The 20,825-nt window shown below is 24.5% G+C and carries 21 protein-coding genes; 19 read left to right on the top strand and 2 right to left on the bottom strand.

Going from position 1 to position 20,825, the window contains the following annotated elements:
- Nucleotides 1-11: 11 nt before the first annotated feature.
- Both AAHM77_RS00255 and dcm read right to left on the bottom strand, forming a co-directional pair.
- Nucleotides 12-479 (bottom strand): hypothetical protein, encoded by a 468-nt coding sequence (locus AAHM77_RS00255; RefSeq protein WP_342252131.1) that lies wholly within the window; start codon nucleotides 477-479, stop codon nucleotides 12-14.
- Between the two features lie 88 nt (nucleotides 480-567).
- Nucleotides 568-1,698 (bottom strand): DNA (cytosine-5-)-methyltransferase, encoded by a 1,131-nt coding sequence (gene dcm, locus AAHM77_RS00250; RefSeq protein ID WP_342252130.1) that lies wholly within the window; start codon nucleotides 1,696-1,698, stop codon nucleotides 568-570.
- On the opposite strand from dcm, the gene AAHM77_RS00245 reads away from it, so the two are divergent.
- The 19 genes from AAHM77_RS00245 to AAHM77_RS00155 all read left to right on the top strand — a co-directional run bounded on the left by AAHM77_RS00245 (nucleotide 1,697) and on the right by AAHM77_RS00155 (nucleotide 20,812).
- On the top strand, nucleotides 1,697-1,870 hold the full coding sequence (locus tag AAHM77_RS00245) for a hypothetical protein (protein ID WP_342252129.1): 174 nt from the start codon (nucleotides 1,697-1,699) through the stop codon (nucleotides 1,868-1,870). The genes dcm and AAHM77_RS00245 overlap by 2 nt on opposite strands.
- Nucleotides 1,860-2,087 (top strand): hypothetical protein, encoded by a 228-nt coding sequence (locus AAHM77_RS00240; RefSeq protein ID WP_342252128.1) that lies wholly within the window; start codon nucleotides 1,860-1,862, stop codon nucleotides 2,085-2,087. The genes AAHM77_RS00245 and AAHM77_RS00240 overlap by 11 nt, the downstream gene beginning before the upstream one ends.
- 98 nt (nucleotides 2,088-2,185) lie before the next feature.
- Complete coding sequence (locus tag AAHM77_RS00235) at nucleotides 2,186-2,731, top strand: HNH endonuclease signature motif containing protein (RefSeq protein WP_342252127.1); 546 nt, start codon at nucleotides 2,186-2,188, stop codon at nucleotides 2,729-2,731.
- Nucleotides 2,718-2,867, top strand: coding sequence for a hypothetical protein (locus tag AAHM77_RS00230; RefSeq protein ID WP_342252126.1), 150 nt, complete (start codon nucleotides 2,718-2,720; stop codon nucleotides 2,865-2,867). Before AAHM77_RS00235 ends, AAHM77_RS00230 begins: the two co-directional genes overlap by 14 nt.
- Nucleotides 2,868-3,206: 339 nt before the next feature.
- Complete coding sequence (locus tag AAHM77_RS00225) at nucleotides 3,207-4,067, top strand: hypothetical protein (RefSeq protein ID WP_342252125.1); 861 nt, start codon at nucleotides 3,207-3,209, stop codon at nucleotides 4,065-4,067.
- Nucleotides 4,068-4,208: 141 nt separating this feature from the next.
- On the top strand, nucleotides 4,209-5,360 hold the full coding sequence (locus tag AAHM77_RS00220) for a prolipoprotein diacylglyceryl transferase (protein WP_342252124.1): 1,152 nt from the start codon (nucleotides 4,209-4,211) through the stop codon (nucleotides 5,358-5,360).
- A 376-nt stretch (nucleotides 5,361-5,736) separates the two neighbouring features.
- Nucleotides 5,737-7,668, top strand: coding sequence for a PTS transporter subunit EIIC (locus AAHM77_RS00215; RefSeq protein WP_342252123.1), 1,932 nt, complete (start codon nucleotides 5,737-5,739; stop codon nucleotides 7,666-7,668).
- Nucleotides 7,669-7,776: 108 nt separating this feature from the next.
- Nucleotides 7,777-9,072: a glucose-6-phosphate isomerase gene (locus AAHM77_RS00210; protein WP_342252122.1), complete on the top strand. Its 1,296-nt coding sequence runs from the start codon at nucleotides 7,777-7,779 to the stop codon at nucleotides 9,070-9,072.
- A gap of 350 nt (nucleotides 9,073-9,422) precedes the next feature.
- Nucleotides 9,423-9,704, top strand: a complete 282-nt coding sequence (locus tag AAHM77_RS00205; protein ID WP_342252121.1) for a hypothetical protein — start codon at nucleotides 9,423-9,425, stop codon at nucleotides 9,702-9,704.
- Nucleotides 9,705-9,800: 96 nt separating this feature from the next.
- Complete coding sequence (locus AAHM77_RS00200) at nucleotides 9,801-11,273, top strand: P-loop NTPase fold protein (RefSeq protein WP_342252120.1); 1,473 nt, start codon at nucleotides 9,801-9,803, stop codon at nucleotides 11,271-11,273.
- A 305-nt stretch (nucleotides 11,274-11,578) separates the two neighbouring features.
- Entirely contained in the window at nucleotides 11,579-12,337 is a 759-nt protein-coding gene (locus AAHM77_RS00195) for an ABC transporter ATP-binding protein (protein ID WP_342252119.1), read from the top strand.
- Nucleotides 12,327-14,024, top strand: a complete 1,698-nt coding sequence (locus AAHM77_RS00190) for a hypothetical protein (RefSeq protein WP_342252118.1) — start codon at nucleotides 12,327-12,329, stop codon at nucleotides 14,022-14,024. Before AAHM77_RS00195 ends, AAHM77_RS00190 begins: the two co-directional genes overlap by 11 nt.
- A 90-nt stretch (nucleotides 14,025-14,114) precedes the next feature.
- The gene (locus AAHM77_RS00185; protein WP_342252117.1) at nucleotides 14,115-15,008 is read left to right on the top strand and encodes an ABC transporter permease; all 894 of its coding nucleotides are present in this window, start codon (nucleotides 14,115-14,117) and stop codon (nucleotides 15,006-15,008) included.
- Nucleotides 15,009-15,040: 32 nt separating this feature from the next.
- On the top strand, nucleotides 15,041-15,958 hold the full coding sequence (locus AAHM77_RS00180; protein ID WP_342252116.1) for an ABC transporter ATP-binding protein: 918 nt from the start codon (nucleotides 15,041-15,043) through the stop codon (nucleotides 15,956-15,958).
- A gap of 18 nt (nucleotides 15,959-15,976) precedes the next feature.
- The gene (locus tag AAHM77_RS00175) at nucleotides 15,977-16,546 is read left to right on the top strand and encodes a hypothetical protein (RefSeq protein WP_342252115.1); all 570 of its coding nucleotides are present in this window, start codon (nucleotides 15,977-15,979) and stop codon (nucleotides 16,544-16,546) included.
- A 27-nt stretch (nucleotides 16,547-16,573) separates the two neighbouring features.
- Nucleotides 16,574-17,497 carry a hypothetical protein gene (locus tag AAHM77_RS00170; protein ID WP_342252114.1) on the top strand — a complete coding sequence of 308 codons (924 nt, stop codon included), beginning with the start codon at nucleotides 16,574-16,576 and terminating at the stop codon, nucleotides 17,495-17,497.
- Nucleotides 17,498-17,547: 50 nt separating this feature from the next.
- Complete coding sequence (locus tag AAHM77_RS00165; protein WP_342252113.1) at nucleotides 17,548-18,474, top strand: NAD(P)/FAD-dependent oxidoreductase; 927 nt, start codon at nucleotides 17,548-17,550, stop codon at nucleotides 18,472-18,474.
- 144 nt (nucleotides 18,475-18,618) lie between these two features.
- Entirely contained in the window at nucleotides 18,619-20,037 is a 1,419-nt protein-coding gene (locus AAHM77_RS00160; protein WP_342252112.1) for a hypothetical protein, read from the top strand.
- A 499-nt stretch (nucleotides 20,038-20,536) separates the two neighbouring features.
- Entirely contained in the window at nucleotides 20,537-20,812 is a 276-nt protein-coding gene (locus tag AAHM77_RS00155) for a hypothetical protein (protein WP_342252111.1), read from the top strand.
- Nucleotides 20,813-20,825: the final 13 nt, after the last annotated feature.

Genomic DNA, 20,825 nt, shown 5'->3' with positions numbered 1-20,825 from the left:
TATTAATATTATTACTTGTTTTGTAGATTTGTATTTTCTTCATTATTTATTTTAGTATCAACACCACTATCTATTTTTGTAGTTTTATTTTTATTTTCTAAGAGATTTAAGTTTTTTAAACATCTAACAGAAAATAGCATTCATAATGTTGCTAAAACAATATAGATGATGGTCATAATTACCATCAAAGCTTCAGCACCACCAGAATCAATCGCACTAAACATCTCTGCTGTAAAAATAATGTAGACTATTGCTCCTATGATTGAAAACGAACCAGATACACAGCCCAAAATTCCAGCTGTCATACCAAATGATTTATTCTTTTTAGCCAGAGTTAAAGCTGAAAAAACAATGATGCACACAGGCATTGCCAAGAATATTATCAATATCGGAAATGCTATAATATCAACCAGTTGTACAGCTACAGAAATGGAAGCCAAAACAATTAAACCGATTAGATTTTTTTTAATTTTTTTCATAAAATCCTTTCTAAATTTTTATAACTTAAAATCATATTAACAAATAATATTAATTTATAAAAATTTAATATTTAATTTTAAACAAATATTATAACTCAAACATTTGTTTAAAAATTTCTTCTAAAACATTAACTACGATAGAGTTACCAGCTAGACTATTTATAATTGAATCCCTTAAGATGCTATCGTTCTTCTTTAATCTATTGTAATCTGTTTCTGTAAAACCCATTAGTAAAAAATTTTCTTTTGAACCTAATTGTCGAACACTATATTGATTGTTTATTATACCTAATATTCTTTGACGTGAATTTTCTCCAGAAAAAGTAATTGTGGGTATAGTGTCACAATTAATGCCAGTTACAATATTAGCTTGTTGGAAGGTAGGGTATACATTTAATTTAGTGAATTTTGTATTTAAAATTTTGTTTTTAGCAATATCATTTTGTCTAATATTTTCCTCAATATTTTTTACATATTGTTCTTCACGATTGGCATTTTTTAAATCATTAAAATTAATAAAATCTTTTAGTTTATAGTTTAACTTTCTTTCTTTTATGATTATTTCTTGTTTCTGTGAATTTAATATTGAAACCATATAAAATCTTTGTCTTTTTTGGGGTATGCCAAAATTAGAAGAATCTAAAATTAAATCATATGATGTATAACCTAGTTGACTTAATTTATCTTTAAATAAATTTAAATCTTTTTTATTTTTTTTATTATTGATTGCAACAACATTTTCTAATAGTAAATATTTTGGCAATTTTTCCTCATCTTTTAATTCATTTAAAAGACGATAAACATTTCATAACAAACTACTTCTTGTGTTTGCATTTTCAGCCATTCCTAAACCTTTGCCGCATATTGATAAATCCTGACAAGGGAAAGAGTATGTTAAAAGGTCTATCTTTTCCTTGATGTCACTAGCTGCAATTTTAGTAATATCGCCAAGATTATTATTCATTATGTTAGCGGCATATAATTCTCGAAGCAATTTCTCATTTAGTTTATTCAGGTCCTTAATAGGTTTTTTGCTGTCATTAGAAAAATTAAAATTACTTAAATACTGTTTTATTTTATCAATATTATCATTATATAATTTATTAAACTTATTTTTATCTTCAGGCGAAGTGTTGTGAATTTTATTATAAGCTATAATTGCACTTATAGATTGACTGATAGAAATAGTGAAAGAAACAATTGGTCTATTGGCACTCATGCATCAAAATTCTGTAAAAATTAAGAAAAAGAAATTTGTGAACAAAAGAAACAGAACAAAGATAAAGAACATAGGTTATTTATCAAAAGCTGAAACAGACCCTTTATTAAATGAAGAAATAATCAAAAATTCTCAAGACAGTTTTAACAACTGAAGGGATTTTGTCTGGTAGCAATACTTCAGGATCGAAAACCAAATTAGGTAATACACCATTTCTAGTTTTTGATCCTAATGATAAAAATAAAATGAAATCATTAAATTATTGTCGTTTCACTAATTTTTTAAATAATTTTAGTTTGAATCAAAAGGTGCAAAAACTTTTATCTTTAAACATAATATTGATATTAATATTAATCATGAATATAACCAAAAACTTTTTATTGACTTAAAAACTTATTTATTGTCATATGACAATAAATATAAAGAAAAATTTTTCTTTAATTATAATTTCAGTATAAACCCTGAAATAATTCAATTAGAACAAAAAATGATTATTAAACAAAAATTAGAAAATAAAATTGAAATCTTAAAAAATGAAAACAATATAAAAAAAATTAATAATTTTAATAATGAAACATTAGATATTTTATTAAAAAAATATAATTTAACTAATTCAGATGATAAAAGAATGATGAAGCAAGAATTAAGAAGAATATATTCTGCCTCAGTTGAGAAATATTGCAATCTTAAATTAATTTCTAAACCATCAATTGATAAAAATATTACAATAACAGAAAAATGCCATATTATTAGTTTTGAGCATCTATTTAAAAATAGAAAATATAAAGAAGCGATTTCACCATTTAATGTATTATTCTTGAATCCTGACCTACACAAATTTTATGATAATAATTATTTAACATTTAACCCATTAGAACAAAAAATAGAATTAACTGAATTGGGTAGAAACAAAGATGATATTTCATATTACAATGATAAAAAAATTAATGTTAATAATTTACAATTAGAATTTATAGAAAAAAATTATAATATTATAAAGAAAAGGGTCGTAATACATAATGAAAAAAATTAATGTTTTTGAAACTTTTTCTGGAATTGGTGCACAAAGTAAAGCTTTGTTTAATTTAAAACAAAATTTTATGCATGATTTTGATTATGAAATTGTTTACACTAGTGATTGATTTATAAGTGCAATTATAATTCAATAATGCATATTGATGAAAAACCATGCCTGTATTATCTATAAAATAGTAAGCTGTCCCAGAAATATTATATTTACTTTTTTTTGAAATATTTAGATTTAATTTATTTCCAAAAGGAATTTTAATTATTTTGTACATAATATATATCCTCTTTTCTTTTTATTGTATCGTATAAAAAGAAATTCTAATATTTACTTTTTATTAGTTATTATTGCTCTGAACAAACTGAAATCTGTTTGTACATTGATATTAACCTTAAAAAAAGGTATAATTATAATATATTTATATTGGTCTTTTAATAATCTTTATATTGCTTTTAAAATTCTTAGACATTCAGGGGTTATTATGTCAAAGTTTGGAAAGTTCTGTCTTATCGTTATTTTACCAAGTTTACTGATTAGTGGAGCGATAGTAGCAATAGTATTTTTTGAATTGTGAAATTATGATAATGGTGGAAGCGATATTCCTGATAATGGAAATGTTGTTAATATCGAAGAATTTGACTTTAGATTTGAAACTCATTATACAGTAGGAGACCAGCAGCATACACAACCAATTCAAGATCATATTGAGCAATTAATTGAATATGAACTATGTATAGCAGATGTTTCTTCGAGTGATGTTAATATAGAATTTTTAGATGATGGACAACCTGTTAATTCGATGAATTTTTTGTCTGGTACAAGTCATGGTGTCACAATCACCGGGTCCAATGAGGAAGTAGCGATAGGTAGTCAGACAATTGAAATTGATGCAGAACCAGTAGATTTAACAAGTTGGTTCAGTGGTAAAAATGGACAATACACACCTACAGGTCTACCTTTTGGTAGTGATAATCTTGATTATACTGATTATTTATATAATATCGATCAATCAACTTATGGTGTATACCACGAACAAATAAATGCCGATTTAGAAAATGATATTTGTGAACAAATTAAATGAATTTGTGATCAAGATTCTTCTATTTACATCACTAGTCAGGACCTAGATGACATCGGCTATACTTTAGACCATGATTTTATTGTTAACACCCCTCAAACAGATCCAATATCTGACTGAGGGGCGCAATTTGATTATGTAATCCCTGAGGGTTATGTTTGATTTAAAAATTTTACAATTACAACACTTGATAGGGGAAATTATAACTTGTTCACTTTGAATAACCCAGATAAAAATTATAAGGTGCAGTTAAAAGGTGTTTAATAAAAGAACTGTATTTTAAATGTTTTTTATCGTTAAAATAATATACTATAATTATTTTTTTGTGTTAATCTTTTTAATATGAATACTTTGTATATTTGAATAGCACAAGCGACATATTGAAACTGAATGCATGCTTACTCAATGATAATGTTGTTAGCATTTATAGTCGTTATAGGTGTGGCATGATTAAGATTTCATAAAAGAAAAATACCGACTAGGCCTTTATATTTAGCAGTCTTTATTTTAGTCCCTGTTGGTTTGTTAGGGGCTTCAATTTTTGGAAAATTCGATCCCGAACACCCCATTCCTTGATATGAACTACTAGAGTTTTGATTACCTGGTATGTCAATACATGGTGGTATTTTATTCGGTGGTTTAGCAGGGTGAGGTTGATTTTATTATCAGTCTAAGAAATACCGTGTTTCTACTTGAGTTTATTTTGATTTGATGTTTCCGACTGTTTTTTTAGGTCAAGGAATAGGTAGATGAGGGAATTTTTTTAATCATGAAGTATTTGGAAAACCAGTGTCTTATGATTCATTGAGTTGGTTACCCCCGGCAATCAGGAATAACTGCTTTAAGTGATATGTTCCTGATGTACTATATCCAGGATTTTATCCTACACAAGCATTAGGGATTGACGGTTCACCTATTGATGATTTATCAAATTTTTCTCAAATTCAATATTATAATCCTATTTTTTTATGAGAATCAATTACTGATATTGCCTTATTTTTTATAATAATTTTTTTAATACCTTTTTTAGTTAAATTGATAAAATCTAAACCTTGAAAAAGAATAACTAATCTACATGACTTTAAAGTAGTATGAATTCAATATTATTATGAAGTTGAAGTTGATAAAAATAAATTAAATAATTATGTTGATAATTTAGAAAAACCAAATCAATCATATTTAGAATATGAAAAACAAGTGAAAAAAATTAAGAAATCCAGACGAATTAAATATTGAACTCAATATAAATGAACCACCACCAAAAAGTGATTTCAAAAAGATTGTCGTGAATTAGAACAAATTCAAAATCCACATAATTTATTTGTGTTTCGAGCTGGTGTACAAGGTGGATTCTGAATTTTTAGTTATAATTTCATTCGGTTCTTTTTTGAATTACAAAGGTTACCAGATGATTATTTCATCACTAACATGAAGGGTTTAGATTATTTTATTTTATGATTCTTTATTGTATTAGGACTTGCATTGATGTTTATCGCTCAGTTTATTGCACCTATGAAATGAAGAGAACCTGAGTGATACTACGAAAAACAATACTAATATAAAACATCAAAAATAATATTTATTAAAATTTTTAGGATGATTTTATTTTAATTATTATAATATCTCAATAAGCTGATTTTTAATTTTATGACCAAATTTTTTAAATACAAAATTATAGTTAAATTGTTTAAACATTTAACTATTTTTTATTTGTATAATTTTTTAATTGTTGTATAAAATAATTGACACTAATTTTATTTGCATAATATTATTTGATGTCAATTTATATATTTTTTGGAAGGAGGATATATATGTCTAAAAAAAGCTTGCCGCAAATGAGCAAGCAGTAGGTGAAAAAGAGGCAAGTAAAGCTTTTCTTAAGTTAAAAGAAATTGGAAATGTTACTTTTGGTAAATTACAAAATCTTGGACGAGTGATAGTTTTACCAGTCGCAGTTTTACCAGTCGCAGGACTATTACTGGGTCTTGGTGGTGGAATTTCTGCTGCCATTGAAAGTAGTCATCCTGGAAGCTGGGTTGCTGATATTTTCACCATTATGAAAGAAATGGGTAATGTAGTATTTGCTAATTTAGGATTATTATTTTGTATTGGAATTTCTTTTGGATTTGCCAAAAAAAGTAAGGGGGTCGCTGCATTAAGTGGTTTTCTAGCCTTCATTGTGATGACTGCTAGTATTCATGGTTTGTTCTTGCCTAGTACACAACCTGACGGAACTATTGCATTAGGATTCGATCCTTGAAAATTATCTAATTTCTCTGGTAAACCAGGGGTGATTGATGCTGATGATATGAATTCAGGTTATTTCTCTAATTTACTAGGATTGTCACCAACAATTGATACTTCAGTTTTTGGTGGGATTATTATCGGATGATTAGTAGGAGTGGTGCACAATCGCTCATATAATATTCGTTTACCAAGAGTATTTGCATTCTTTGGTGGAGAAAGATTTGTACCAATTTTAGCTATTTTCTTAGGAATAGGTACAGGTATCACATTCTTCTTTGTATGACCTATCTTATTAATTGGGTTTATGGCAATGGGTACAGGATTAGGAAACATGATGAACACTGGTGATTCAACCATTGTTAATGGTCAATTGGTTGATAATTTTTCACCAACTGCCGCTGGAGCATTTGCTTGTTTCATGCTTGGTTTTGTTGAAAGATTATTGATTCCAACTGGTCTACACCACGTGTTATATACACCTTTCTGGTTCACAGATGTTGGTGGAACTTGAACTGATCCAAATGGTGAAATTTTCCATGGAGCATATAATATTTTCTTTGGTCAATATGGATCAGGTTTAACAGGTCACTTAACTCAAGAACCAGGAACAGTATTTATGAGTGGACGTTTTTCATTTATGGAATATGGTCTACCATTTGCCGCATTAGCGATGTGACAATTAGCAAAACCAGAACGTAAAAAAGCGGTGGGTGGAATTATGCTATCTGCAGCATTAACATCATTCTTAACTGGAATCACAGAACCGATGTTGTTCTCATTTGTGTTTGTTGCTCCGTGGTTGTTCATCTTCCACGCCACTATGGCAGGGTTAAGTTTTATGTCAGCATACTTACTTAACATCGTTGTTGGTCAAGGTTTCTCTGCTGGATTTATTGATTTTACAGCATTTGGTATTGTTCCAGCTGCATTACATATGCAAAACGGATTCTACTGAATATTTGTACAAGGTCTATTTATGGCCCCAGCATATTACTTTGGTTTTTATTGAATTATTAAATTATGTGATTACAAAACACCAGGTCGTGAAGATGGTGAAATGGGAACAAACATTGCTTTAGGAGCTATGGAAGCATCGTTGGATAAAAAATCCAAAAATGCAAAAACCAAAGAACAATTATTGTTTGATGGCCTTGGTGGCAAAGCGAATATTTTGGATATAACTTATGAAACTACTTTTATAAATGTAAAAGTTAAAAAACCTAAATCTATTTCTGATGCGATGATTCGCTTAAGCGGAACTAAATCCATAAAAGTAGATGGTAGTGATGTTAAAATTAATTACTTAGAAGTAGACATTGCTAAAAAACTTTACGATGACACAGTAGAATATATGAAAAAAAATCCCGATGATAAAAATGCAAAATTATCTGAGCGAGCCGAAAAGATCTTTAAGGCATTAGGTGGTAGAGATAATATTGTGGTTCTTGATAACTGTGCAACAAGATTAAGGGTAACCTTAAAATCTATTGATTTAGTAGATAAAGATTTACTAAAAGAAACAGGAGCATTAGGAAACTTTATTAAAGGAAATAATATTCAAGTAATTTATGGTCCAGAAGTAGTGAACATTCGAACTGATATGGATAACATAAAATAATTATCTTTAATTTTAATAAAATTCAAAAACCACTTAACAAAGTGGTTTTTTGATATAATTATAAGAAATAATAATTTAAAAAAATATGGAAGGACTATTTTATTTAAAGTGATAAAGTTAGATTTTAAAAAAAGTTTTATTGAAAAATCAGAAGTATTAAAATTTCAAGAAAAAGTGAATGATATCCACGATGGGATTATTAACAAGAAATTAGTCGGTAATGAATGATTAGGATGACTTAATCAACCAGCAGATCTTGTCGATCAAATTCAAGCAATTGAACAAAGAGCGAAAGAATTAAGTGATAAAATTGATGTTTTGGTTGTCATCGGAATCGGAGGTTCATATTTAGGATTAAAAGCTGCAGAAGAAATGATTCAAGGTTTTTATCCACAAGATAGAAAAGTAGAAATAGTTTATGTTGGAAACACATTATCTTCTACTTATTTAGACCAAACACTTAAATATTTACAAGATAAAAAATTTGGAATTTGTGTCATCTCTAAATCTGGAGGGACATTAGAACCAGCAATTAGTTTTCGTTTATTTAAAAATTTATTAGAACAAAAAGTAGGAGTTAAAGAGTCGCAAAATTTAATTGTTGCTGTTTGTGGTAAAGGAGAAAGTAAACTTTATAAATTTGCTACTAAAAATAACTATAGTTCCTTTATAATACCAGATGATATCGGTGGTCGTTTCTCTGTAATGACAGCTGTTGGTTTATTTGGGCTTGCCATTGTAGGGATTAATGTGCAAAAAATTGCCGCAGGTTATAAAGCTGCATATGATGATTTTTCTAAATGAGGTTCTGATTTAACAAAAAATAACGCTTATTATTATGCAATATTAAGATATATTAATTATCAACAAAAAAATTATCAGTGTGAATTATTTACCACTTATGAAGCACAATTTAAAAGTTTTATCGAATGACTAAAACAATTATTTGGTGAATCAGAAGGGAAAGATGATAAGGGGTTGTTACCGATCTCAACTATCTTTACAGCTGATTTACACTCGTTGGGTCAATTCATTCAAGAAGGAACTAAAAATATTTTTTATGAAACAATAATCAAAGTTAAAACACCAAACAATGATGTGAAAGTTCCTGGATTTAAAGAAGATTACGATGGTCTTCAATATTTAGAAAATATTTCATTGCATGAAATTAATAACTTAACATCACAAGGTGTTGTGTCAGCTCATAGTGATGAACGTAAAATTCCGAATATAATTATTGAATTTGATAAAATGGATGAAACAATGTTTGGTTATGCTATTTACTGATTTATGAGAACTTGTACCATGAGTGCATATCTTTTAGAAGTAAATCCTTTTAATCAACCAGGTGTAGAAATTTATAAAAAACAAGTTTTTCAAAACTTAAAAAATATTAAAAAATAATTATTAAATTAATTTTATAATAACAACAAAAAAAGAATCTGTTTAGATTCTTTTTTTGCTTCAAGATATAAAATATAGATTTATTTAATAAAAATTAATAAATATTTAAAGTTTAACCATTTTTTATAGTTAATATTGTTTATAGTTTTATCATTTAATCTTATATATTATTTTATTTAATAGTATTAGTTTTTTATATTTATTATTTTAATAAAGAAAATTTTACACATTAAAATAAATTTTATATAATAAATATTTTATTTAAAGTGTATCTTAAATTTCATATATAGTGTATGATGTTTATCACTAATAAGTATAATATATTTTAATATATATTGAAAGAGAAACATATGTTTGATGATAAAGTAGATAACTTTAATAAAGATAAAAAAAATAATAGTGATTATGATAAAAAACCAAAATATGAAAAAAGAGACAGAGGATTTAAATCTGATAAAAAACCATGAGAAAATGATCGAAGAAAATCATCAAATGGTGGCGGAGACAGAAGAAGAGATTTTGGTAGCAGACCAGATCCTAAAAAACAAAATTTAATGCTTGAAAAAATAGTTGCAGCAGTTGAAACACAAAATAAATTATTAGAAGAAATATTAACACACATTAAAAAATAATTAATTATTTGTTTGATTTATTTATTATTAATTGAATTTTTATGTTGTATAAATTAAAAAAATCGACAAATTTATTTAAAAGGATTTATGTGTTCTATGATGTTGAATAATGAAGAAAATATTTTATTAAAAAAAGAAATTGAAGAATGCAAACAAAAAATTAAAGATAATAAAACATTATTAAAAATATCTAAAAATAAAAATAATTCAAAAGAATTAAAGAAACAAATTAAAAAAGATCAAAAATTTATTACTTTCATTAAAGAAAAATATAAAAATCCTTTTGACAAGCAAAAGGGAATTATAGACACATATAATTCAATAACTACAGCTAACAAATTATATAAAAGTTTAGAATACATTGTTAAAGAAACTTCAGACAATAATGACAGAACAATTATCAGCATTGTTGGTGATTGAGGTTCTGGTAAATCAACTATTGTTAATTATTTAATTTGAAATTTTTATGCAAATGAAATTAAAAAGTTAAATACTTCAGCAGAACCAAAATCAATAAACCCCTTTAAAAATTCTGATAAAGAAGAATTTGATTTATTAAAAATCAATACCCCTAAACATGAATTAACAAGTAAAAATTTTATTGATGCAATCATTAAAGATATTGAAAAACAAATGAACCCTTATCAAGCTAAAATAAAAACTTTTTCTAAAACTTCATATGAAGCAATAAAAAGTGTCTTTAGTAATTCAATCTTAAGTTTACCAGGTTCAGTTCTACCACCTGAATCAAGTCGAAATTTAAAAAAAATTATTCATACCAAAAAACCTTACTTAATTATTTTTGATGAATTTGATAAATGTTCTAAAGATAATATTGATTTATTCTTAAGATACTTCAAGACCATAATCTTAGATGCTACTGATAAAATCCATGTAGTCATAGTAATGGATCAAAACACAGTTAATGAAAAATTAACTAAATTACATCCTAACACATTGGATAAATTTTTAAATAAACATATTACTCACACTATAAATTTAAATAAATGGTTAAAATTAAATGAAAATAATAAATCTTTAGAATTAAATAATTTTCAACAACAATATATGAATAACATATTAAATTTAACTCCTAAAGAAAGAAAAATATTAATTGATCAATTTAATTTTTTCTTTAATGATTTTAAAAATAATATTAATCAAATTTACAATCAAAAAACTAAAAAAAATAATTTCGATAATTCTAAAAATTTAATAACAAATCAAAATCAAAAATTTTGAAAACATTTAGCATTAATTTTTTCTTTAATAAAATTTCCAACAACTCAGCAGAAAATTTTTAAAAGAACTTTAAAATCTGAAGACTTAAGAAGTTTAATTATTATTTTAAAATTAAAATATAAAAATTTTTCTGTGTTTTCTTTAGAAAAATATAAAAAAGAAAATCCAGATAAATCAAAAAAAATTTCTGACTCATTAATTCAAGATTTCAAAAATTTTCAAGAACTTTTCAAAATCTTTTCCAAAAATTTTGAAAAAGAAATTATTATTTCAGAAATATGAAAGGAAATTATTAATTGATTAATTAATGAATATAAATATTTTTAATTTTATTTTTTAAATAAAATTAAATTATTGTTTCAAGGATAAATTTACTGATTCACTATCGATAAATAAAAATTAATTATAAATTCATTTTCTGAACAAAATAAAAAAAGACTATTTTTTAGTCTTTTTTTATTTTGAGTTAGTTTACTTTTTTATATTAAATTAATAATTAAAACCGCGATTGTAAAAAATGAAGTTAATATATGATTTAGATTTTTATAATTAAATATAATTAAACAAAATTTTGTATTTATATATTTTAAATATATAATTAAAATATATAAATAAAAGGAAATTATTATAAAATGTTGGTAGTTAATAATGTATCAAAAATTTTAAAAAAAAATCCTATTTTAAAAAATGTGTCTTTTACAATTAATGAAGGAGATTTAGTTGGTTTTGTTGGTGACAATGGAGCTGGTAAAACTACAACAATCAAATGTATTTTTAATGAATTTAAAATTGATAGTGGAAAAATTACCTACCAAGGCAAACCATTACAAGGAACAGAAATACTAAGAGATATTTTCTTTTTTGCTGATTCTAATAATATACCATTAAACTTGAGCGTGCGAAAATATATTATGTATACTGCTTATCATTTGGGTTTGGATAAACAACAGATTGAACAAAGAATAGAATCAATTTGTAAATCATTAAATTTATCAGAACATTTAAAAAAACACATTTCAGAATTGTCGGCCGGAATGAAAAAGAGGGCAATTTTAGCTAGTGCTTTAGTATGTGGCCCAAAAATTATTTTTTTAGATGAACCAACAGCTAATTTAGATGTTGAATCAAAATTAGAATTAATTAATTTATTGAAAGATTTGCATAAAAAGGGTGTCACAATCTTTATTACCAGTCATATTATTGAAGAGTTACAAGGGATGATTAATAAATTAATTATTATTAAAAAAGGTGAAATTGTTTATAATAATGTCTTCGATAACAAAAAAGAACAAATTATAAATATATATAAAAAATATACTAACAATAAAACGATCGACTCTTCTGTACTAAATGATATTTATGCCGATAAGGGAGAAAATAATGAAAAATAAAACAGCAGAGATAGTCTCTCCAATTTTACACGATAAAAAAGATAATCAATATGTCAAAAGAAGTTTATCAGTATTTAAAATTAATTTTTTACAAGTTTTTGGTATTATTTCTTATTGAATCTTTAGTGGTTTGTTTATTGTTTTAAATTTAGCTATTCAAATAATTGTAATGCAAAAAAATGCTATTACTAATATGTTCGCAATTGTTTCATGAGTGAATGTGATATTAATTTCTATCATTGCTGTTGTTTCTATTTTCTATTTTTTTAAAAAGCAAATTGATGAAGGTTATCATTCAATAGAAGTAAGAACTGGTATTAATAATTTATCTTCTTTTTGACAACGAATATTAATTTGTGTTGTAATGCAATTTTCACCCATTATTCTAGTTATGTTGTTATCTTTAATTATTGTACTACCTTCAGACATACCTTCTGTAATATATGTAAATAAAGTATTAGTTTTATATTTAACTTATATAATAATCAGTATTCTTATGAGTGCTATTACATTATTTGGTGTTTTTATTTTTAAAAATAGTTCTATTGTTATCATTGTTCCTATTTTATTATCTTTTGTTATTTTTATGTCACCATTTCTAGTTATGACTAGTTCTTATTCACAAGATAAAAAAGTTAATTATGATAATGGAGGTATGCCTGCCCCAGAAAGCTATATACAATTAGAAACAAATGAAATTTTTGAATACTATATTGCAAATTCTACTTACCAATTTATCAGTGATAATAAATTATTAGGATGATATGTTGATTTTCAAAAATTAAAAGATACAAATGACAACTTTACAGAAAACAATAAAAATATGAAAATTTATGAATGTGGTTTATTCGCTTCAGAATTTTTAGTAAATTCATCGGGTGCTCCATCTGATTTTGTCGGTACTAATTTAAGTAAATTCATTGATAAAATAAACGAATATTTAACAATATTGTATCCTAATGTAAATTATTCTGATTGTTTTTTATTCAATAATAATCCTAGTTCAGAATATCAACTTACTAACGTTTTTGATAATTTATCAAAACAAGATTATTCATCACTTGGTCATGATAATATTGAACAATCATTTTTAGAATTAATGTCCAAATTATCAAAAAACATAGAATATATTTCTCAAAATTTCTATTTAGATAATACATGAAAAGTTTTATATGCGCCTGGAACTAGATATATAGATGAATTTAGCAGTCATAACAATGTATCGCCATTAGATTATGGGGTTAATTGATTTATATTAAATGCAATTCGAACTTCATGAACTTTTGATCCAGATGTTTTTTATTTCATTAATCACACTTGAGATAGACAATGGGATAAGTATGATGTTTACTTCAATCCGTTGTATCATTTTTCCATTATGCTATCACCACCAATGAATGATTCATCTATTGATAAAGCTTTTTATGATACAACGGGTACATCTTTTAATAGATCTACAAAAATATTTATACCTTCTTTAAAAGATGATGGTACAGATTTAAATTCATATAAACCAGTAGCCTCTGATTTGAATTATTATGACAACCAAGATCCAGTGATGTCACATATCAATTTAACAGAAAAAACAGTGTATCAACCAGCTGGTATTTTTATTTTTTGAACAGTATTATCAACTTCAGCAATTATTGGTAATTCATTTTTATACAGAAGTAGAATTAAAAAATAATCCCTGTTTAAAAATATAATTTTAAACAGGGATTATAATATATTAATAATTTTCAGAATTGAAAGTAAATATAAAGGAGCATTTATAAAAATGTCGAGATTATTTAAGAATATAATATTTGAATTTCAGAAAATTAAAATTACTTATATTGTTTTTGCAGTTATATTTTTATGCATTGGTGTTTCATTTTTTGCATTAAATTATTATCAACCTACACGAAAAGTAGTGATTATAGGTACGAGTTTTTATTCAGGAAGGGACGTATCAGCAGCGTACGAAATGGAACAATGGGTTTCAGTTGGGGTAGTCAGCTTTTTCTTGTTGTCATTGATGTCAATGATTATGATTAATAGATTTTTTATTAGTGAGAAAAAAGATAAAACTATGATGCAATCTATGATGTTACCTTTATCTAGAAATGAAATAATTTTATCTAAAATATTAGTAGTTTTATTTTGTGTGATTTCTTTACCAATTGCTGTAGTGATTTTAGAGTCATTTGCTTTTCTGAAATATAATTTTGGACAAGATAACGGTTGATATTACTATGGTGTCACGGTATTAAATTATTTTAATTTTATTGCAATGATGGTTTTGACGGTTAGCATTTATTTTTTATTAGCTTTATTAATTAGTAAATTATCATTAGTGAACTGAATATTAACATTAGTATTTATTATTTTTACTATTGTAGGGATATTAAATATTATATATTTCAGTTGAGGTAGCACTCCACATAATACTTTTTATAATTTTTTAAGTGTAACTAGATTTTTTGGTCCACAAGTTTTAATGAATTCTTATAATTTATCTTTTGTATCTCCAGGCGACCCAACAGAACCAGGAACATATTTTATTATTTCACAGTTAGTAGATAATAATTTAGTGTCTAGCTCCTGAGATATTCCGATTGCTTTAGCAGGGACAGCAGGAATTATAATATTAAATTTTTGATATTTTAATACTCATGATTTAGATGTGTAAGCGAATAATTAATTTGAAAAGGTAAATAAAATATGGCAATAATTATTGAAACTAAAAATATGACAAAAGAATATACCCCAACTACTGGATGCTTTGATATTAATCTACAAATTAAAGAAGGTTCAGTATTTGGTTTTATTGGTCCCAATGGTGCTGGAAAAACAACAGTGATTAGACAATTAGTAGGATTTATTAAATCTCAAAAAGGTTCTGGAACTATCCTTGGTCATGATGTTTGAAAAAATACTAAACAAATTATGGAACATGTTGGTTATGTTCCTGGTGAACCTGCTTTACCTTTATATATGAAAGGAAGAGTTTTTTTAAAATCAATGGCAAATATTAGAGGGGGAGTTGATCTAAAATATTTAGAGAAACTAATTAAATATTTTGATATTGAAAAAGAAGTAGATAAAAAAATTAAAAAAATGTCCAAAGGGATGAAGCAAAAAATTGCTATTATTAATGCTTTTGTTCATAAACCAAAAATTTTAATTTTAGACGAACCCTCATCTGGTTTAGATCCTTTGATGCAAGAAAAAATAAATAAATTAATTGAACAAGCACAAGCAGATAAAACTACTATCTTTTTAAGTTCTCATATTTTTGGTGAAATTAGTAGTACTTGTGATGAAGTGGCTTTTATTAAAAATGGACATATTGTTTCACAAATTTCGATGGTAGATTTAAAAAATTACAAAGAAAAAGTATTTGAATTTTTATTTGATAATAAAGATGACTATAATGCATTTAAAAAAATACCTTTTACAATTGTAAAAAGTAATGTGGCAAAAAATCTAGTAGAAGTATCTATTAAATTAAATGAAATTGATAAATTTAAAGATGAGATTAAAAATTATAAATATAAAACTTATAAAGAAATGCCATTTAATTTAGAAAGACATTTTGTAAGTTTATATGGTTCAGAATCAGATATATCGGATCTTTAGTAATTTAATGGTTTAATTATGAAGAAAAAATACTTAGTATGAATAATACCTTTAATTTTGTTATTACCTTTTAGTTATATCTTTTTTATCACCGACACATCACTGATTGAAGATATTACTGATGTGTCAGAATTTAGTTCAGGAACTGATTGAACAATTCCTAATTTTGAGATGTCAGTTAATGCAGCTGAATTTTTTGACTCTTCTGATGAAGATACAGAATTTGCATATGCTAATATATCTTTTAGTCAAAATGATTGAGATAATTTATCTAGTTTACAAAGTATTGCTGTAATAGGTTCATTTGATTATTTAACTCATAAAAAACCAATGCATCATAATGTTGAATATGTTGTCGGCCAAAATGATGCAAGCACTTCAGAACTACATTGATATGGAAGTACTATTTATACTGTCAAAAAAGGATGATCAAAACAAACTGCAGAAATTCAATTAGAATTACAAGCAAATCATCAAAGCAATCAAATTAAATTTACTTTAATCACTAAAACTATTATTAATTCAGCATATGCTGTTAACAAAGCATCAACGCATTGTCAAATTGATACAATTCATTTTGGTGCATAATAAAATAAATTATTATAAGGGAAATCAATGAATCAAAAAACATTTTGAAAAAATTTAATAAATGAATTTTCTAGTGTCTTTATTATTTATGTTATTTTTTTTATTATTTTTTTAGGTTTAAGTTTAATTTTCTTCTTTTTTAATTATTATCAACCAACAGATCAAATCACTATCACTACTTCAAGTAATGGTACTACTTGTTATAATGTTCAAACATTAATCACTGCTTATAGTTGGGAGAACTGAATAATATGTGGTCCTTTAGGCATTACATTATTAACAGCTATGTCTGCTGTTATGTTGCATTATTTATGAGGACTAGAAATTAGAGATAAATCATTATTGAATAAACAAATATTACCATTATCAAGAATAGAGATAATGATAGCAAAAATGTTAGTGATTTTTTTATCAATATTTAGTTTATTGTTTATGTCATTTTTATTTGAATCCTTTACATTATTAAAATATAACTTTAGTACCCAACACACAGGTGGTTATTATTTTGGTAATATGATTCTAAATTATTTTAATATATTGTTAGTGATGTTATTAACTGTAGGAATATTTTGGATTGTACATATGTATATTCCTAATCTAACTATCATCAATATTATTTTAAGTGTATTTTTTACTTTAGAAATAATTGTCGCCCTATCAAGTTATCTAGTGACAGTTGTTGATCCAAATGCTAGTCATATTAATAATAAAATTTATCAAGTACTGACAGTATTACAATATTTTTGAATTAGTAAATTTAAAATAAATAAATTAATATTTGCTGATTTAAATGTTATACCTCAATCATCTGGTATATATAACAATATTTATGATGTAATTAAAAATCAAAATATTTCTTTAGCATGAATTGTTCCAGTTAATTTATTATTAAGTTTTTCATTTAATGGTTTAGTAATTTATCAGTTTAATAAAATGGATTTAAATATTTAAAATAAAAATAATATATAATATATTAAGATATTTTGTTTTGAGGAAAAAAGATGATTGATAACAAAGTTTATGACATCTTAATAATTGGTTCTGGACCAGGTGGATTGACAGCAGCAATTTATGCTAAACGTGCTGAAGCAGATATTGCGATTTTAGAAAAAAGTGCTCCTGGTGGAAAAGTTGTTAAAACTAGTACAGTAGAAAATTATCCTGGTGTTGAAAATATAGAAGGACCAGATTTAGCAATGAATATGTTTATGCAAACACAAAATCTTGGAGTTCCTTTTATTGGCGCAGAAGTAATAAGTGTTGTTAAAAAAAAGAATATATTTGAAGTTAAAACAAAAGATAAAGTTTATAAGGCAAAAACAGTAATTATTGGAACTGGAACTATTGAAAGAAAAGTAGGGGCAATTGGTGAAGATAAATATTATGGTAAAGGTGTTTCTTATTGTGCAGTTTGTGATGGAGCATTATACAAAGAAAAAAGACTAGCTGTAATTGGTGGGGGATATGCTGCTTTAGAAGAGGCGATGTATTTAACAAAATTTGCAAGTAAAGTATTTGTAATTCATCGTAGACAAGGATTTAGAGCAGAAAGTAATGTTATTAAAAAAGCACAAGCTAATAAAAAAATCACTTTCATTCTTGATGCAACACTAAATGAAGTTTATGGTGATGATGTAGTTCGTGGATTAAAATACGAACAAATAATTGATAAAAAAATAATTGATTTACCTGATATTGCTGCTGTCTTTCCATACATTGGTGCTGATCCGATTGTTAATTTTATTGAAGACAAATCTATTTTAGATGATAATAATTATATTAAGGTCAATAATAAATGTGAAACTACTATTAAAGGGTTATACGCAATTGGTGATGTAACCAATACACCTTTAAGACAAATTGCTACTGCAGTTTCTGATGGTGCTAAAGCTGCACAGTTTGCAATTGAATATTTAGATAAAATGTAAAGAATTTAAAGATAAGAAAAAATATATTAAACACATTTTTTAAAAACTGGTTATTTTTTATGAAAATTTAATGTTGTTATAATTAAAAATAAATACAACATTAATGAATTTTAAAATTTATTCATATCAGAAAAGAGTTTATTTATGTCAAATCCAATTAATATTAAAAATTCTTGTGAAAAATTATTAATATTAGGTAATGGAATCAATATTCATTTCAACAAAAAATTTGATTTTAATGTTTGACTTGATAATTTTCAGGATGATGCAAAATTTGCTGAAATGATAAAGAAATCATTTTTATTAAAATCATTAAATGGTTTAAAAAATTTTTTATTTGACGAGTGAAGAAGAAAATTTAATTATGAATTTTACAACATTCTTCTTGATCAAAAATTTATTCATGAAATTTCTGTAAAAAATAGTTTTGAATATATGAATGTTTTTAATGCAAGCAAATATATTATAAATGAATTAGAAGAAAATTATAAAAAGAATGGCTCAGATTTTAAAGATATTTATTTGCCAATGATATATTATTTTGATTTAAATAATTTTACAATAAATAAAGGACCATCAATTATTGAAAATGGATATTATATTTTAGACAAAAAAATTTTATATTATTTATATGAAAATAGTGAAAAATTAGTTCATAATGAAATAATAAATAAATATAACTCTTTACTAACAAAAAGTAAAAAAATTTATCAATTTTCTGAAGGTCAAATTAATGAGTTTAGATCTATTCTTTTATCTCAATTAAAAAATAATAAGTCATTTGATCTTGGTATAGAAAAATTCATTCAAAATTTATTAAAAGATGTTAAGGAAAATTTTCAATCATTTGGAACTCGATTTATAGATTATGAAAATTTTAAATACATTTTTAATAAATTATTTCATGTTTGTATTATCAATTTATCTTTTGAAATAATTAATAATGATAATTATATTCAAAATTATAAAAAAATATTGGATAAATTTGATTATATTTATACTTTAAATTATGATGTGATAATTGATTTTATAAAAGAAAAATTTTCATTGACTAAAATCAGCCATCTTCATGGTGTTTATAATTTTTGAGATGATGAAACAAATTTATTAGTCATAGATAATGATAAAATTATTTTGGATTATATTTATGCTGATGTCTTACTTAAGGAAGAAGATACAGATAACACTAAAAAATATCTTGATTTATTCAAAAAGAAATATTTTATTAAAAAATTATATTCAGATAATTTTGAAAATATAAATTATGAAGTTTCATTTTTTGGTGTTCATCCATCAAGTGATGAATATATATTTGATTATTTATTAAAAAGTAAAAATTTAAAAAAAATAAATTATTATTATTTTAATGAATATAAAAATTTTGATGAAGATGATGTTTGAAAAATAAATTCTTCTGAAATAAAAACTATAATTCAAATATTAAAGAGTTCTAAATTCAAATTAAATTTTTCAAAAAATGAAGTAGAAATAACAAATGATAAAAATAATAAAATTATTTTAAAAATTTATAACTCTAATGAGTTATTATCAAAAAATTACTAAAATTCTAAATAACATTTTGTATTACTTTAAAACCAAAATGCAAATCTGTAAAATTAATTTTTAACCTTTATTTAATTTTAAAATATCTTGTTGCATATAATTGATATTTTAAAACTTAATTAATAGATGAATGTTATAAAATTATAATTATCATAATAAAATAGGAGATCAAAATGGAAATGTTTATAACAATTATTGCATTTATAGTGAGCATAATTCTTTTCTTTTTAATTATTTGATTAATATTATAATTAATAAACTTAATTCGTTCTAAAACCAAATATAATAAAAGTAGAAAAATTGCTGAATTATCTAAAGTAATTGATAATAAAGAAATGTTAAAATATGAAATCATGCAAATAGTAGACCAATCATGATCAGAGCGTGATAATATAGATAAAAAATAATAATTTTATATTTATATTATTTTCAATAACTATGAAATTTTAATGAATTATAATAAACACTAAAAATAGTATTTATTATAGAGGTGGAAAAAATGAATTTGGATGAAAAAATTAATCATGAAACTTCAAAAAATATAAAAGAATATTTAAATAATAAATGTTATAAAAAATATAAATGCAATTTGGTCAGCGAAGTTATTATTGAAGGAAATAAAATTTATGTATATCATTTTCGAATGATAGATTTAAAAATAATAAAAATTGAAGAAAACTGTGACATTTCTCTAAAAAAATTATTAATGATATTGTATTATAACTTAAAATATCTGGAAAATGATTGTAATATTGATTTGAAATTAAATTACTAAAATATAAAATGTT

Origin of the sequence: Spiroplasma endosymbiont of Amphibalanus improvisus (assembly GCF_964030645.1) — a bacterium.
Lineage (GTDB): Bacteria > Bacillota_I > Bacilli_A > Mycoplasmatales > Mycoplasmataceae > CAXIPX01.
This window is presented reverse-complemented; position numbering and strand designations above follow the sequence as displayed.